The following is a 15,916-nucleotide window of genomic DNA, read 5'->3' as shown; positions in this document are numbered from 1 at the left end:
TGACCTCCCGGCTCTCAGACGTTCCGGAAGCGGTTGATGGCGTCGATGTGCTTCGCGCGCATCTCCTCGTCACGCACGCCCAGGCCCTCCTCGGGGGCGAGGCAGAGCACGCCGACCTTGCCCTGGTGCAGGTTGCGGTGGACGTCGTACGCCGCCTGGCCGGTCTCCTCCAGGGAGTACGTCTTCGACAGCGTCGGGTGGATCTTGCCCTTGGCGATCAGGCGGTTGGCCTCGTACGCCTCGCGGTAGTTGGCGAAGTGCGAGCCGATGATCCGCTTCAGGGACATCCACAGGTACCGGTTGTCGTACTCGTGCATGTAGCCCGAGGTCGAGGCACAGGTGGTGATGGTGCCGCCCTTGCGGGTGACGTAGACGGAGGCGCCGAAGGTCTCGCGGCCGGGGTGCTCGAAGACGATGTCGATGTCCTCGCCGCCGGTGAGTTCGCGGATGCGCTTGCCGAAGCGCTTCCACTCCTTGGGGTCCTGGGTGTGCTCGTCCTTCCAGAACTTGTAGCCCTCGGCGTTGCGGTCGATGATCGCCGTGGCGCCCATCGAGCGGCAGATCTCCGCCTTCTGGGGCGAGGAGACGACACAGATCGGGTTGGCGCCGCCCGCGAGCGCGAACTGCGTGGCGTACGAGCCGAGCCCGCCGCTTGCGCCCCAGATCAGGACGTTGTCGCCCTGCTTCATGGCGGCGCCGTTGCGGGAGACCAGCTGGCGGTAGGCGGTGGAGTTCACCAGGCCCGGGGCCGCGGCCTCCTCCCAGGTGAGGTGCTTCGGCTTCGGCATCAGCTGGTTCGTCTTGACCAGCGCTATCTCCGCGAGGCCGCCGAAGTTGGTCTCGAAGCCCCAGATGCGCTGCTCGGGGTCGAGCATGGTGTCGTCGTGGCCGTCGGGCGACTCCAGCTCGACGCTGAGGCAGTGCGCGACGACCTCGTCACCGGGCCGCCAGGCGTTGACGCCGGGGCCGGTGCGCAGGACGACGCCCGCGAGGTCGGAGCCGATGATGTGGTACGGCAGGTCGTGGCGCTTGGTCAGCGGCGACAGCTTGCCGTAGCGCTCCAGGAAGGCGAACGTCGACACCGGCTCGAAGATCGAGGTCCACACCGAGTTGTAGTTCACCGAGGAGGCCATGACGGCCACCAGGGCCTCGCCCGGGCCCAGCTCGGGCACGGGGACCTCGTCCAGGTGGATCGACTTGCGCGGGTCCTTGTCGCGGGTCTCCAGGCCCGCGAACATCTCCGTCTCGTCCTTGTGGACGGTGATCGCACGGTACGACTCGGGGAGCTGCAGGGCGGCGAAGTCGGCGGACGTGGCGTCCTTCGACTGGATCGCGTCCAGGATGTCCTTCACGGTCACGGTGTTGCCTCCGGCGGGTGAGCGCCCTGAGGGAGGGGCGCCTATGGGTTCGTCGGTGCTGTCAGTGCTGCTGAGGGTGGTGAGGGTGTGCCGTCGGTTCGGCTCGGTGGTGCTTCGGCAGCGCTTTGTGGCGCGGGAGGTTGCCTGTGACGCAGGCGTTCGGGCGCGCAGGTGATGGTCTGCGGGGACAGCCCGGACACCTTCAACGTATGACACCGCGTGTCACCCCGCAAGGCACTGAGTGCCAGAACTTCCTCTCAAATGAAATCTTTACTTGACAGATGAGCGATGATCGATCGAATGGGCCTGTCCCGGCTGGTCAAAAAGGGCGCTGACATGCAAAAACGGCCACCCGGAGGGTGGCCGTTGTCACAGCGGAAAGAGCGGGTCAGCGCTCCTTGAGGGCCTGTTCGATGGTGCGCATGACCTCTTCCAGAGGTGCGTCGGTGCGTGCGACGGTCACCAGCACCTCGCCCTCGACGGAGGCTGCCGCCGGCGAGGGGGCGGACGACCGGGGCGCCGTGCCGCGGCCGGCCCCGATCCCCGTACCGAAGGTCTTGCGCACGATGGCGAAGGCGTGGTCCAGCTGGGCCTCCACGTCCCCCTGGCCGCCCGCCCGCAGCCAGCGCCTGAGCACGTGGTTGTGCGCGGTGACCACGGCGGAGGCGGCGACCTCGGCCAGCAGCGGATCGTCGTTGGCGTCGTCGGCGTGCGCGTGCTCGTCGAAATGGCCGAGCAGATACCGCGTGAACAGGCGCTCGTAGCGGGCCACGGAGGCGATCTCGGCCTCGCGCAGGGTGGGCACCTCACGCGTGAGCTTGTAGCGGGCGACCGAGATGTCCGGCCGCGCCGCGTACATCTTCATGACCTCCTTGATGCCCCGGCACACGGTGTCGAGCGGGTGCTCGTGCGCGGGCGCGGCGTTGAGGACCGCCTCCGCGCGGATCAGCGTGTCGTCGTGGTCCGGGAAGATCGCCTCTTCCTTGGAGCGGAAGTGGCGGAAGAAGGTGCGCCGGGCGACGCCGGCGGCGGCGGCGATCTCGTCGACGGTGGTGGCCTCGTACCCCTTGGTCGCGAACAGCTCCATGGCTGCTGCCGCCAGTTCCCGGCGCATCTTGAGCCGCTGGGCGGCCGCGCGGCTGCCTGCGGCACTTTCCGGCGCGTCGGGCGTAGCTGGTGTACGTGAGGACTTGGCGGGCTGGGACATGACCCGAACGTACTGCATGCGCGCAGCTCGATGCGCAGGTCCGGGGTGTCCCCCGCCCCGGGAGGGCGGGGGACCACCGGGCCGGGCGGGCGGGGGAGAGCCGCCCGGGTCGAGCAGTCCGCCCCAGTCCGGCTCCGTCCGGGACCAGTCGCCGACGCCGTCAGCGGCGGGCATACTCGCGGAAGCCGCGGCCGGTCTTGCGGCCGAGGCAGCCCGCGGCCACCAGGTGCTCCAGCAGCGGAGCCGGGGCGAGACCGGGGTCGCGGAACTCGCGGTGCAGCACCTTCTCGATGGCCAGCGAGACGTCCAGCCCGACCACGTCCAGCAGCTCGAAGGGGCCCATCGGGTAGCCGCCGCCCAGCTTCATCGCCGCGTCGATGTCGTCGAGGGACGCGTAGTGCTCCTGCACCATCTTGATCGCGTTGTTGAGGTACGGGAACAGCAGCGCGTTCACGATGAAGCCGGCGCGGTCGCCGCAGTCCACCGCGTGCTTCTTGATCTTCGCGCAGACCTCGCGCACGGTCGCGTGGACGTCGTCCGCCGTCAGCACCGTCCGCACGACCTCGACGAGCTTCATCGCCGGTGCCGGGTTGAAGAAGTGCATGCCGATCACGTCCTGCGGGCGCGAGGTGGCGCGGGCGCAGGCGACGACGGGCAGCGACGAGGTCGTGGTGGCCAGGACCGCGCCCGGCTTGCACACCTTGTCCAGCGTGGCGAACAGCTGCCGCTTGATCTCCAGGTCCTCGGCGACCGCCTCGACCGCCAGGTCGACCTCGGCGAAGGCGTCGTAGGAGCCCGCCGGCGTGATCCGGTCCAGGACCAGGGCCGCGGCCTCGGCGGTCAGCCGGCCCTTGTCGACGGAGCGGGAGAGCGACTTGCCGACACGGGCCTTGGCGGCCTGCGCCTTCTCCTCGCTGCGGGCGGCCAGGACGACGTCGTAGCCCGCCTTGGCGAACACCTCGGCGATGCCGGAGGCCATGGTGCCGGAGCCGGCCACGCCCACCGAGCGCACCTCGCGGCCCGCGACCGGGGAGGTGCCCGCCGCCGGGGTCAGCGCGTCCGGCACGACCGTCCCGCTGCCCGGCGCCTCGTAGGTGTAGAAACCGCGCCCCGACTTGCGGCCGGTCAGACCCGCCTCGCTGAGCTGCTTGAGGATCGGGGCGGGGGCGTGCAGCCGGTCCCGGGACTCGGCGTACATCGCCTCCAGGACCGTCCGCGCGGTGTCCACGCCGATCAGGTCCAGCAGGGCGAGCGGGCCCATGGGCAGGCCGCAGCCGAGCCGCATCGCGGCGTCGATGTCCTCCCGGGAGGCGTACTTGGCCTCGTACATGGCGGCGGCCTGGTTGAGGTAGCCGAAGAGCAGCCCGTCCGCGACGAAGCCGGGGCGGTCGCCGACCGCGACCGGCTCCTTGCCCAGCTCGATCGCGAGGTCGGTGACGGCCGCCACGGCCTGCGGCGCGGTCAGCACCGAGGAGACGACCTCCACCAGCCGCATCGCCGGTGCCGGGTTGAAGAAGTGCAGGCCGAGCACGCGCTCGGGACGGGCCGAGTCGGCCGCCAGCCGGGTCACCGACAGCGCGTTGGTGCCGGTCGCCAGGATCGTCTCCGGGCGGACGATGCCGTCCAGCTCGCGGAAGATCTGGTGCTTGATCTCGTACGACTCCGGGGCCACCTCGATGACGAGGTCGGCGTCGGCCGCCGCGGTGAGGTCGGTGGCGGTACGGACCCGGGCCAGTGCCCGGGCACGCTCCTCCTCGGTGAGCCGGCCGCGCGCCACGGCGCGGGCGGTGGCGGCCTCCAGGGTGGCGAGCGCCTGAGCGGTCCGCGCCTCGCTGATGTCGATGCCGATCACCTCGCGGCCGGCCTTCGCGAGGACCTCGGCGATGCCGGTGCCCATGGTGCCGAGGCCGACCACGGCGATCGTCTTGAGCGGGGACGGGGACAGAGCTGAGTCGGACAGGGGAGTGGCCATCGCGGGACTCCAGGAATGAGGGTGACGACAAGGGGCGCGCCGGGTGCGCCGGAGGGCGCACCACGGGGCGAGAGGGTGCGGGTGTTGCCGGGCTGCGAGCGCACACGCCCGGGGGCGCCGGTGCCACGGGCGCGCACGCGCCCGGGAACGGCGGAACGTCCGACCGGCTCTGTCCCGAAGCCGGGTCGTACTGCGGTACACATGGCGTACCGAACCGACCTGCTCGCTCGCGACGGCCGCGTCACCAGACCGTCGCCAGCGGAAGTGCGAGAGGGTTACTCGCTCGTATGAGCTTAACCGGCGGGTAACGAGCGCGCTAGTCCCCGGAGGGCGACCGACTTTGTGATGTAGCTCCCCCGGCCGCCGCGACCCGCCTACGCTGGACCTCGTGGACGAAGAGTTGCGATCGCTCACGGAACGCTTACGGCAGGAGTCGGGCGGCTCGGCCGCGTTCGAGCACCTGCTGGCCACCGGTGACCACGACGAACTCGCGGAGGTGCTCACCGCGCCCGGACAGCCGCTCTGGGCCAGGGAGCTGGCCGCGTTCCGCCTCGGCCGGGCCGGTGACCGGCGCGCCTTCGAGTCCCTGGTGCTGCTGCTCAACCACCGCGACCCGCCGCGCTGTGCCTCCGCCGCGCACGCCCTCGCCCGGCTCGGCGACCCGCGCACGGCCCGGGCCGCCGCGGCCCTCGCCACCAACGAACTCCGCGTCGCCTACGCCCTGCACCCGGTACGGCTCCTGGTCGCGCTGCGCGCCCCGGAGTCCGTGCCCGCGCTGATCACCACGCTGGAGCGGCGACTGCGCCCGCACGACCCCTACCGGCGGGTGGCCCTCGCCTGCGTGGAGGGCCTGGGCGCGCTCGGCGACGCCCGCGCCCGGCGGGTCCTCACCGAGGCCCTCGCGCACCCCGCGCTCGCCGAGGCCGCGGTGCACGCGCTCGCGCGGATACCGGAGCAGCAGCCGAGTTGACGCCCGGTCAGCCGCCCAGCGTCTTCACGTACCGCACCTCGGGCACCGGTACGCCGTCCACCTCGAAGGGCTCCTCGGCCCCGTCGGGGCGGAACCCGGCGCGCTCGTAGAAGCGGCGGGCGGGCGCGTTCTCCTTCAGGACCCACAGGAGCATGCGGGGATACGCCCGGCACAGCTCGGTCGTCGCGGCCAGCAGCGCCCGCCCGGTCCCGCCGCCCAGCCGGGCCGGGTCGACGTAGATCGCGTACAGCTCGGCGTCGCCGGTGCGCGTCCCGCCGTCCCGGTACGGCCCGTGCGCCGCCCACCCGACCACCGTGCCGGCCCGCTCGGCGACCAGGTTCACCACGGAGCCGTTCCCCTCGGCGAACCGGGCCCGCCGCCGCTCGGCGTCCGCGGTGACGCTGAGCCCGTCGAGGTACGGCTGCGGCATGAGCCCCCGGTAGGCGTGCTGCCAGCCGCGGATCCGTATCTCCGAGACGCGGTCGCAGTCGGCGAGGGTCATCTGACGGACCGTCAGGGCACTCACGCGGCGACCACCGCGAGAGCCTCGACCTCCAGCAGGAACTCCGGCGCCACCAGCCCGGCCACCTGGATCGCGGAGGAGGCGGGCAGGCGGTCGTCGGGTATGTGGGCGGCGCGGGCCGCGCGGATCGCCGGCATGTGGGCCATGTCCGTGACGAAGTACGTCAGCTTCACCACGTCCTCGAAACCGGCTCCCGCCGCGGCCAGGCAGCGCCGGAGATTCGCGAAGACCTGCCGCGCCTGGGCCGCCGGATCGCCCGCGCCGACCAGCTCGCCGTCCTTGTCGAGGGGAAGCTGGCCGGAGACCGCGACGAGGCGGCCCGTCGCGGTCACCACATGGGTGTACTGGGCGGCGGGGAACACCCCGGCCGGCGCGGGGATGCGGGTCGGTCCACGACCGGCCCGGGTGGGTTCGCTCATGGCCCCCATGATGACCCACCCCACTGACAACGCCCTGGGCGGCCGGGCCCGTTGCCTGACACAGCCGGGTGAGGTGCCGGGCGCCTGACGCGTCGTCTGCCGTGTCGGCTACCCGTGGAAGCCCAGCAAGCCGTGCAGGGTCGAGCCGCTGGACGTCGGCGACGCCGCCTTGCTCTTCGGTGGCGTCGGGTCGGGGGTCTTCGGGCAGACCGCGTCCACCGCGCCGCCGCCGCGCGGGACCCTGCCCTCGCCGAGGTACGCGGCCAGGTGCTGGTCCAGGCACGTGTTGCCGCTCAGCGTGACGCCGTGGTTGCCGCCGCCCTCCTCGACCACGAGGCTGGAGCGGGCCAGCAGCCGGTGGGCCGTGGCGCCGCCGGAGTAGGGGGTCGCCGCGTCGTCGGTCGCCTGGAAGAGCAGCGCCGGCGGCAGCGTGCCGTTGGTGACGTCCACCGGCCGCAGCGGGGCCGTGGGCCAGAAGGCGCACGGCGCGTTGTACCAGGCGTTGCTCCACGCCATCACGGGCGCCTTCGCGTACACGTCCCAGGCGTCCGCGCGCCACCTGTTCCAGCCGCGCGGCCAGGCCGCGTCCCGGCACTGCACCGCCGCGTAGACGCTGTAGCCGTTGTCTCCCGCGGCGTCCACGGCACCGAACTTCCGGTACGCCTCCACCAGCGGCCCGGTGTCCCCGTGGTGGACCCAGGCCGCGAACGCCTCGGCGAGGCGGGGCCAGTAGCCGTTGTAGTAGGCGCCGGGCGTGAAGGTGTCCTCCAGCTCGGCGGCGCCGACCCGGCCCCCGGCCGGCTTCTTCGCCAGGGACGCCCGCATCGCGTACCAGCGGGCCTCGATCTTCGCGGGGTCCTTGCCCAGCCCGTACCTGGAGTCGTATGTGGCGATCCAGGCCATCAGCGCCCGGTGGCGGTCGTCGAAGGCGTAGTCCTGGCCGAGGTTGTCCTCGTACCAGACGCCCTTCGGGTCGACGATCGAGTCCAGCACCAGGCGGTGCACCCGCCCCGGAAACAGCTTCGCGTACACCGCGCCCAGATAGGTGCCGTAGGAGTAGCCGAAGTAGCTGATCTTCGGCGCGCCGAGCGCTCGGCGGACGGCCTCCAGGTCCCGGGCCGAGCTGACCGTGTCCAGGTACGGCAGCAGGTCGCCGTACTTCCGGCCGCAGGCCGCGGCGAAGGACCTGGCGCGGTCCAGATTGGCCCGCTCCAGCGCGGGCGTGGCCGGTACGGAGTCGGGGCGCACCGGTTTGAAGTGGCCGGGCACGCAGTCCAGGGCCGGCCGGCTGCGGCCGACCCCGCGCGGGTCGAAGCCGATGACGTCGTACCGGGCCGCCACGCTCTTCGGCAGCGACGAGGCGACGAACCCGGCGAGCGTCAGTCCGCTGCCGCCGGGACCGCCGGGGTTGACCAGCAGCGGGCCCTGCGAGGCCCGCGCGGTGTGCGGGACGCGGGACAGCGCGATGGTGATCCGCCGCCCCGACGGGTCGGCGTGGTTCAGCGGCACCGTCAGGGACGCGCACTGGAGCCTGGGGAAGTCGGTGGTGCCGCACTTCTTCCAGCCGAGCTGCGCGGGCCGGGCGGCCTGCGCGGGTGCGGCGGTGACCGAGCCCGCCAGCACGGTGACGGCCGCGGCCGCGCACAGCAGGGCTGCGCGTGTTCTCATACGGGTCCTCCCGGGACGGAGGTCTTCGGCGAACCGCGGGGTTCACGGTTCTCGCCGGATCGTCCCGGAGCCGGGGCCCTGAGGAACGTGTTGCGGGGATACGTGACCCGATTGGGCCGTGGGATGCCCTCGAACGACCCTGGGCGTCCTCACATGAGGCTGAGCTGGACCGGCTCCGGCTCGGTGGGGGCCGGTGCCGGCTCGGCCGGGCGGATCCGGCGGGCCAGCCCGGCGCGCGCGGGCCCGATGCCGTACTCCTGCGCCAGCTCGTGCACCTGGCGGGTGATCCGGCGCTGGTACCACTTGGGCGCGTAGGCGCCCTCCGCGTACAGCCGTTCGTACCGCCGCACCAGGTGCGGGTGGTGCTGTCCGAGCCAGGCCATGAACCACTCCCGGGCGCCGGGGCGCAGATGCAGCACCAGGGGTGTGACGGAGGTGGCCCCGGCCGCCGCGATGGCCCGTACCGTGGCCCGCAGTTGCGCCGGGTCGTCGCTCAGGAACGGGATCACCGGCGCCATCAGCACCCCGCAGCCGATCCCGTGCTCCCCGAAGGCGCGGACGACGTCCAGCCGGCGCTCGGGCGCGGGCGTGCCCGGCTCCACCGTGCGCCACAGCCCGGTGTCCAGGAAGCCGACGGAGACCGAGACGCCCACGTCGGTCACCTCCGCCGCCCGCACCAGCAGGTCCAGGTCGCGCAGGATCAGGGTGCCCTTGGTGAGGATCGAGAACGGGTTCGCGTGATCGGTGAGCGCGGAGATGATGCCCGGCATCAGCCGGTAGCGGCCCTCGGCGCGCTGGTAGCAGTCGACGTTGGTGCCCATCGCCACGTGGTCGCCCTGCCAGCGGCGGGAGCCGAGCTGGCGGCGCAGCACCTCGGGGGCGTTCACCTTGACCACGATCTGGGTGTCGAAGCCGATGCCGGTGTCCAGGTCCAGGTAGCTGTGCGTCTTGCGGGCGAAACAGTAGACGCACGCGTGCGTGCAGCCCCGGTAGGGGTTGACCGTCCATTCGAACGGCATGCGCGAGGCACCCGGCACGCGGTTCAGCACCGAGCGCGCCCGGACCTCGTGGAAGGTGATCCCCGCGAACTCGGGCGTGTCGAACGTCCGTGTGGTGACGGCGTCCGCGCCGAACAGCACGGCATCGGCGGCCCGGCCGTGTTCGCTCTCGTCTGTGAGGTTCTCCCAGCGCATGACGCCTCCTCGCTCGCACTGCCCACAGAATAGAACACATGTTCCCATGATCGTGCGAGCCCCGATTTGGGCGGCCGGGCGCCGGGGTGGTTGGCTTGCCCCAACCCCGAGGAACCAGGTCGTGGAGGAACGCAATGGCGCAGGTCGAGGCCACTACGGAGCGGGTCGTCGCGGCGGACGCGGAGAAGGTGTTCGACGCCCTCGCCGACTACCGCGGCACGCGGCAGAAGCTGCTGCCCGAGCAGTTCAGCGAGTACGAGGTGCGCGAGGGCGGCGACGGCGAGGGCACCCTCGTCCACTGGAAGCTCCAGGCCACCAGCAAGCGGGTGCGCGACTGCCTGCTGGAGGTCAGCGAGCCCACGGACGGCGAGCTGGTCGAGAAGGACCGCAACTCCTCCATGGTCACCACCTGGCGCGTCACCCCCGCCGGTGAGGGCAGGTCCCGCGTGGTCGTCACCACCACCTGGCAGGGCGCCGGCGGCATCGGCGGCTTCTTCGAGAAGACCTTCGCGCCCAAGGGCCTCGGCCGGATCTACGACGCCCTGCTCGCCCGGCTCGCCGCCGAGGTCGAGAAGTAGTCCAAGCACCCGCCGGTGAAGGGGGGTTGACCGCCGGTCGGCCCCTTCACCGGTTCGAGTGCATCTCCGGGCCGTACCGGATCGTGCCGTAACTCGCCGCAGTTGTTCGCAGTTGTCGCCTTACGCGGGAAATGTGAACGGGTGTGACGAGGGGAGCGGTACGTGGGCGGGACGACACTGGTGAAGCGCGAGCCGGTCGTGGCACCGGTCCCCGGCGAGCAGACCACGGCCGCACCGCCGCCTCCCGCGCCGCCCGCCGGAATCGGGCCCCGCCGGGTGCGGTTGGTGTTCTTCGGGCTGATGCTGGCCCTGCTGCTGGCCGCCCTCGACCAGATGATCGTCGCCACCGCCCTGCCGAAGATCGTCGGCGAACTGCACGGCCTGGACAAGATGTCCTGGGCGATCACCTCCTACCTGCTCACCTCCACCATCGGCCTGCCGGTCTACGGCAAACTCGGCGACCTGGTCGGCCGCAAGGGCGTCTTCCAGTTCGCCATCGCCGTCTTCGTCGTCGGCTCCGCCCTCGCCGGCCGGGCCGGGACCATGGACCAGCTCATCGCCTTCCGCGCGGTCCAGGGCGTCGGCGCCGGCGGCCTCATGATCGGTGTGCAGGCGATCATCGCCGACATCGTGCCGCCCCGGGAGCGCGGCCGGTACATGGGCCTGATCGGCGCCGTCTTCGGTCTCGCCTCCGTCGCCGGACCGCTGCTCGGCGGCTACTTCACCGACCACCTCTCCTGGCGCTGGTGCTTCTACGTCAACGTCCCCTTCGGACTGGTCACCCTCGCCGTCATCGCCGTCGTCCTCAAACTCCCGAGGCCGCGCACACGCGCCCGGCTCGACGTCCTCGGCACCCTGCTGCTCGCCGCCGCCTCGACCTGCCTGGTCCTGCTCACCAGCTGGGGCGGCACCGAGTACGCCTGGAGCTCCCGGCAGATCCTCGGCCTCGGCGCCGGCGCCCTCGTCGCCACCGCCCTCTTCCTGGTCGCCGAGCGCTTCGCGGCCGAACCCCTCATCCCGCTGAGACTGTTCCGCGACCCCGTGTTCACCCTCAGCGGCCTGGTCGGCCTCGTGATCGGCGTCGCCCTGTTCGGCGCCGCCAGCTATCTGCCGACCTTCCTGCAGATGGTCGACGGCGCCAGCGCCACCGAGTCCGGGCTGCTGATGCTGCCCATGATGGCCGGGATCGTCGGCGCCTCCATCATCGGCGGACAGCTCATCAGCCACACCGGGCGCTACAAGATCTACCCCGTGCTCGGCTGCGCCGTCGCCACCGTCGGCATGTGGCTGCTGTCCCGGCTGCAGACCGACACGCCCCGGCTGCACTACAGCGTCTGGATGGCCGTCCTCGGCGCCGGGATCGGCCTGGTCATGCCGGTCCTCGTCCTCGCCGTGCAGAACTCCGTCCGCCCCGCCGACCTCGGCACCGCCACCAGCGCCAACAACTACTTCCGGCAGATCGGCGGCAGCGTCGGCGCCGCCGTCTTCGGCACGCTCTTCGCCGACCGGCTCGCCTCCTCGCTGCGCGAGGAGCTGCCCCCGCGCGCGGGTACCGGACTGCCCGCCGCCGACTCGATCACCCCGCAGCTCGTCCACGCGCTGCCCCCGGCCCTGCGCGACGCCTACATCCGCGCCTACGCCGACGCGATGCCCCGGATCTTCCTCTACCTGGTCCCGGTGCTCGCCCTCGGCCTGCTCATCGCCTTCTTCCTCAAGGAGAAACCACTGGTGTCCCACAACACCGCCGAAACGGAGCCGCAGACCGTGACCGCCTCGATCCCCGGTGCCCGGGCGCCCTACGCCGCCGGGGTCCCCGTCTGCGGCACCGTGCAGCACCCCGACGGCACCGTGGTGCCCCGCGCGGCCCTCACCCTCATCGACGTCGCCGGACAGCAGATCGGTCGGGGCGCCAGCGGCGACGACGGGCGGTACGCGCTCAGCACGCCCGGCTCCGGGTCGTACGTGCTGATCGCCGCCGCCGGCGGGCACCAGCCGCAGGCCGTCTCCGTCACCGTCGGCGAACGCCCCGTCGAGCTCGACGTCGTCCTCAGCGGCGCCGGCCGCCTCGCCGGCAGCGTGCTCACCGCCGACGGCACCCCCGTCCGGGACGCCACCGTCACCCTCACCAACGTGCACGGCGAGGTCGTCGCGAGCACCCGCAGCGGGCGCGAGGGCGGCTACGTCATCACCGAACTGGTCGCGGGCGAGTACACCCTCGCCGCCAGCGCCCCCGCCTTCCGGCCCGCCGCGCTCCCGGTCACCGTGCAGGCATCCCGGGAGACCCGGCAGGACGTCGAACTCGCGGGCGGCGCCGTGCTGCGGGGCACCGTCCGGGCCAGCGGCGGGCGGCCCGTGGAGGACGCGCGCGTGACCCTGCTCGACGCCGCCGGCAACGTCGTCGACACGCTCACCACCGGAGCCGACGGAACGTTCCGGTTCGTCGATCTCTCCTCCGGCGAGTACACCGTCATCGCCGCAGGTTACCCGCCGGTCGCCACGGTGTTGCAGGTCGCGGGGGGTGGCCGGACGGAACGGGATCTCCAACTGGGCCACGAGGACTGAGCGGGGCGCCCGCCCGCCGCGCCGGAGCGATCCGCTGCAACCAATTCCAGGATTGCCACACATCGCGACTGGTGGTCGTCTTACCGTAGTGGCGGGCGGCACAGATCGTTTGCGGACAGCCGTGGGGAGAGAGGGCCTGGGCCATGGACCGTGGCAGCGAGCGGGACACAGCTCCCGGGCGCGGCATCGGCGACACCGCCGCGGGCCGGATTCCGCTGGCCGTGGTCGTCGTCGACCGGGCCGGACGGGTGTCCCACTGGAGCACCGGCGCGCGGCGCCTGTTCGGCGTCAGCCGTGAGGACGCCGTCGGACAGCCCGCGGCCGACCTGCTGCCCGTCTCCGGTGCCCTGCCGGAGGACCTCCAGGACGGCGCGCTGCCGGACGCGTACGAGACGTACGACGGGCCCGGCCCCGACCTGGAGAACTCGCTCGGCGGGCACACCGGCTACGCCACGGCCGGGCGCGCCCGCCTGCGCCCGCCCCCGCAGACGCCCGACGGGGAGCGGCTGGACGTGCTGTGGTGGGCCTACCCGCTGGTCGGCCCGGGCCCCGCCCGGCTGCTCGTGCTCGCCGCCGACGCCACCCGGCTGCGCGACGAACGCGGCTACGACGACGAGACCGCCGAACGCATCTCGCCCGGCTTCGCCCGCCACACCGAACTGCCCGCCCCCGACGAACTCGAACGGCGGCTGCCCGAGATCCTGCCCAGCATGGGTCCGGGACTCAGCGCCCGCATCGTCGCGCAGGTCCTCGAACTCGGCTATCCGGTCCTGGAGTTCAGCCAGTACGACCGGGTGCCCGTGACCCCGTACTGGGGCGTGCCCCGCCGCCCCGGGCGCACCCGCGCCGAGGAAGCCGTCGCACCGCGGCAGCGGGCCGTGGCCGTGGTCCCGGCCGGCGCCGAACAGGACCTGGAGTACGCCGCCGTCCGCGAGCGGCTGGAGTTCCTCAACGAGGTCAGCTCCCGCATCGGCTCCTCCCTGGACCTCGGCGAGACCATCCGCGAGGTCACCAGCGCCGCCGTGCCCCGGTTCGCGGACTTCGCCGGCACCCATCTGCGCGCCGCGGTGCTGGCCGGCGAAGGCTTCCCGGACGGCCCGCCGGACGCCAGCACCGTGATGTTCCGCGTCTGGGTAGAGCACAACGACGAACCGGGCCGCTGGGACGACACCGTGCCAGTCGGCGAGGCCTTCGCCTTCCCCGAGCACACCCCCTTCTACCAGTGCATGGTCACCGGCGAGCCGGTGCTCGTCCCCAGGGTCACCGAGGAGCTGTCCGAGCGCATCTCCGGCGAGTTCGAGAAGCGCGACCTGCGGCCCCTGATCGGCGGCCGGTCGCTGCTCATCGTCCCGCTCAAGGCGCGCAACGTCGTCCTCGGCTTCATGGTGCTGATGCGCCGCCCCGACCGGCCGCAGTTCGACGACATGGACCGCACCACCGGCGCCGAACTCGCCGCCCGCGCGGGCCTCGTGCTCGACAACGCCCGTATGTACACCTACCAGGAGAACGTGGCCGACACCCTCCAGGACAGCATGCTGCCGCAGGTCACCCCGCGGATGCCCGGCTGCGACATCGCCACCCGCTATCTGCCCGGCACCCGGCTCGGCCGGATCGGCGGCGACTGGTTCGACACCATCAAACTGCCCGGCTCCCGCACCGCCCTCGTGGTCGGCGACGTCATGGGACACGGTCTCAACTCGGCCGCGATGATGGGCCAGTTGCGCACTGCCGTGCAGACCATGGCCGCAATGGAGACCCCGCCCGCCCAACTGCTGCGCAACCTGGACGACCTGGCCCGCAGGCTCGGCGACACCTACCTCGCCACCTGCCTGTACGCCGTGTACGACCCGATCCGCGGCGACCTGACCCTCGCCAACGCCGGCCACATCCCGCCCGTGCTGGTCCGTGCCGAGGACGGCAGCAGCGAACTCCTCGAACTGCCCACCGGAGCGCCGATCGGCGTCGGCGGCGTCCCCTTCGAGGTCAGGCGGGTCAAGGTCGCGCCCGGCGACCGGCTGGTGCTGTGCACCGACGGCCTGGTCGAGGTGCGCGGCTCCGACATCGGCGAGGGCCTCGCCGCGCTCTGCGAGTCCGCCGCCCACCCCGCGGCCTCCATGGACGACGCCTGCGACACCATCATCCGCGCCCTGAACACCCGCGGCGGACGCAAGGACGACGTCGCCCTGCTCATGGCCCGCCTCAACGGCATCCCCGACGAGCACGTCGCCGAGTGGCGGCTCGACGCCGACCCGCGTGAGGTGGCCCGGGCCCGCCGACTGGTCCGCGAACGGCTCCTGGAGTGGGGCCTGCCGCAGGCCGTGGAGACGGCCGAGCTGCTGGTCAGCGAGGTGGTCACCAACGCCGTCCGGCACGCGGAGAGCGACCGGATCGGGCTGCGGGTGGTCCGCACGGACGCGCTGCTGTTCGAGGTCACCGACGACGAACCCGCCCTGCCCGCCATGCTGAGCGCCGGCCCCCACGACGAGTCGGGCCGTGGCCTGCGCGTGGTCAGCCGGCTGGCCCGGGAGTGGGGCGCCAGCGCCAGCGGACACCGCAAGACCGTCTGGTTCGAGCAGGCCGTCACCACCCGCGACTGACGGCAGGACGGCACGCGGACCGCGCGCCCGGAGCGACCAGGGGCCGTACATCTCGTGAAGGTGACCGCCCGGCTCTTGCCCTGCTCCCGGTCCCCGCGATATTCCGATCACGGAACCGACCCGTGGGGAGATCGTATGAACGTCTCGGAGAACTACCGCAACGCCTGGGAGAGTTACTGGCGTGAAACCTCCGACGGCCGGGGCGAGGCGATCTGGGACGCCGACCCCTCCCTGAGCGCCGCACCGCACAGCGAACTGCTCCTGGCCCACGCCGACACCGGCCGGACGATCGTCGACCTCGGCTGCGGCAACGGCACCCAGACCCGCTACCTGGCCACCCGCTTCGCCCGCGCCGTCGGCGTCGACCTCTCGCACGCCGCCGTCGAGCACGCCCGCCGCGCCGCGAACGGCGACCCCGTCGAGTTCCAGCAGCTCGACCTCACCGACACGGACGCCGTCCGCGCCCTGCACCAGCGGCTCGGCGACAGCCACGTCTACATGCGGGCCGTCATCCACCAGAGCGAACCGGCCGCGCGCCCCGCGGTGGCCGCCGCCGTCGCCGAACTCATCGGCGCCGAAGGCCGGGCCTTCGTGGTCGAGCTCACCTCCGGCTCCCGCGACGTGCTGCGGCGGGCGGCGTCCGAGCCGGGCGGCCCGGGGCCCAAGCTCCAGCGCGTCTTCCACCACGGCCTCAAGCCCGCCGACGCACCCGACGAGGAGATCCCGCGGCTGCTCGGCAAGGCCGGTCTCGCCGTCCTGGCCGACGGTGAAACGGTACTGCCGCAGACCGAGCACCTCGCGGACGGCACCCGCATCGACCTGCCGGCCCGCTGGTTCGTCCTCGCCAGGGCCTGACCGGACCCGAGATC

The 15,916-nt window shown here is 72.6% G+C and carries 12 protein-coding genes; 5 read left to right on the top strand and 7 right to left on the bottom strand.

The genetic code is table 11. The features are described 5' to 3' along the window. Positions 1-14: 14 nt before the first annotated feature. From ccrA to C3492_RS21655, 3 genes are all read right to left on the bottom strand, one after another. The gene (ccrA, locus tag C3492_RS21665) at positions 15-1,352 is read right to left on the bottom strand and encodes a crotonyl-CoA carboxylase/reductase (protein ID WP_181140489.1); all 1,338 of its coding nucleotides are present in this window, start codon (positions 1,350-1,352) and stop codon (positions 15-17) included. A 394-nt stretch (positions 1,353-1,746) separates the two neighbouring features. Continuing rightward, on the bottom strand, positions 1,747-2,565 hold the full coding sequence (locus tag C3492_RS21660) for a TetR family transcriptional regulator (RefSeq protein ID WP_181140482.1): 819 nt from the start codon (positions 2,563-2,565) through the stop codon (positions 1,747-1,749). A gap of 160 nt (positions 2,566-2,725) precedes the next feature. Then, on the bottom strand, positions 2,726-4,537 hold the full coding sequence (locus C3492_RS21655) for a 3-hydroxyacyl-CoA dehydrogenase family protein (protein WP_103813414.1): 1,812 nt from the start codon (positions 4,535-4,537) through the stop codon (positions 2,726-2,728). A 388-nt stretch (positions 4,538-4,925) separates the two neighbouring features. On the opposite strand from C3492_RS21655, the gene C3492_RS21650 reads away from it, so the two are divergent. Beyond that, a complete protein-coding gene (locus C3492_RS21650) occupies positions 4,926-5,507 on the top strand; it encodes an adenylosuccinate lyase (protein ID WP_103813413.1) in 582 nt (193 codons plus the stop codon). Between the two features lie 7 nt (positions 5,508-5,514). On the opposite strand, the gene C3492_RS21645 is transcribed toward C3492_RS21650, so the two are convergent. The 4 genes from C3492_RS21645 to C3492_RS21630 form a co-directional block, all read right to left on the bottom strand. Beyond that, positions 5,515-6,033: a GNAT family N-acetyltransferase gene (locus C3492_RS21645; RefSeq protein ID WP_103813412.1), complete on the bottom strand. Its 519-nt coding sequence runs from the start codon at positions 6,031-6,033 to the stop codon at positions 5,515-5,517. Further along, complete coding sequence (locus C3492_RS21640; protein ID WP_103813411.1) at positions 6,030-6,449, bottom strand: RidA family protein; 420 nt, start codon at positions 6,447-6,449, stop codon at positions 6,030-6,032. The genes C3492_RS21645 and C3492_RS21640 overlap by 4 nt, the downstream gene beginning before the upstream one ends. Positions 6,450-6,557: 108 nt before the next feature. Beyond that, the gene (locus C3492_RS21635; protein ID WP_103813410.1) at positions 6,558-8,117 is read right to left on the bottom strand and encodes an alpha/beta hydrolase; all 1,560 of its coding nucleotides are present in this window, start codon (positions 8,115-8,117) and stop codon (positions 6,558-6,560) included. Positions 8,118-8,266: 149 nt separating this feature from the next. Next, complete coding sequence (locus C3492_RS21630) at positions 8,267-9,310, bottom strand: Rv2578c family radical SAM protein (RefSeq protein ID WP_103813409.1); 1,044 nt, start codon at positions 9,308-9,310, stop codon at positions 8,267-8,269. Positions 9,311-9,444: 134 nt separating this feature from the next. Between C3492_RS21630 and C3492_RS21625 the strand changes: the two genes are divergently transcribed. From C3492_RS21625 to C3492_RS21610, 4 genes are all read left to right on the top strand, one after another. Beyond that, positions 9,445-9,888 carry an SRPBCC family protein gene (locus tag C3492_RS21625; protein ID WP_103813408.1) on the top strand — a complete coding sequence of 148 codons (444 nt, stop codon included), beginning with the start codon at positions 9,445-9,447 and terminating at the stop codon, positions 9,886-9,888. A 162-nt stretch (positions 9,889-10,050) separates the two neighbouring features. After that, a complete protein-coding gene (locus C3492_RS21620; protein WP_103813407.1) occupies positions 10,051-12,450 on the top strand; it encodes an MFS transporter in 2,400 nt (799 codons plus the stop codon). 143 nt (positions 12,451-12,593) lie between these two features. Next, entirely contained in the window at positions 12,594-15,047 is a 2,454-nt protein-coding gene (locus tag C3492_RS21615) for a SpoIIE family protein phosphatase (protein WP_103813406.1), read from the top strand. 135 nt (positions 15,048-15,182) lie between these two features. Next, positions 15,183-15,902 carry a bifunctional 2-polyprenyl-6-hydroxyphenol methylase/3-demethylubiquinol 3-O-methyltransferase UbiG gene (locus C3492_RS21610; protein ID WP_103813405.1) on the top strand — a complete coding sequence of 240 codons (720 nt, stop codon included), beginning with the start codon at positions 15,183-15,185 and terminating at the stop codon, positions 15,900-15,902. Positions 15,903-15,916: the final 14 nt, after the last annotated feature.

This window comes from Streptomyces sp. Ru62 (assembly GCF_002920615.1).
Taxonomy (GTDB): domain Bacteria; phylum Actinomycetota; class Actinomycetes; order Streptomycetales; family Streptomycetaceae; genus Streptomyces.
Note: the sequence above shows the minus strand (reverse complement) of the source record. Positions and strands in the feature narration are given on the sequence as shown.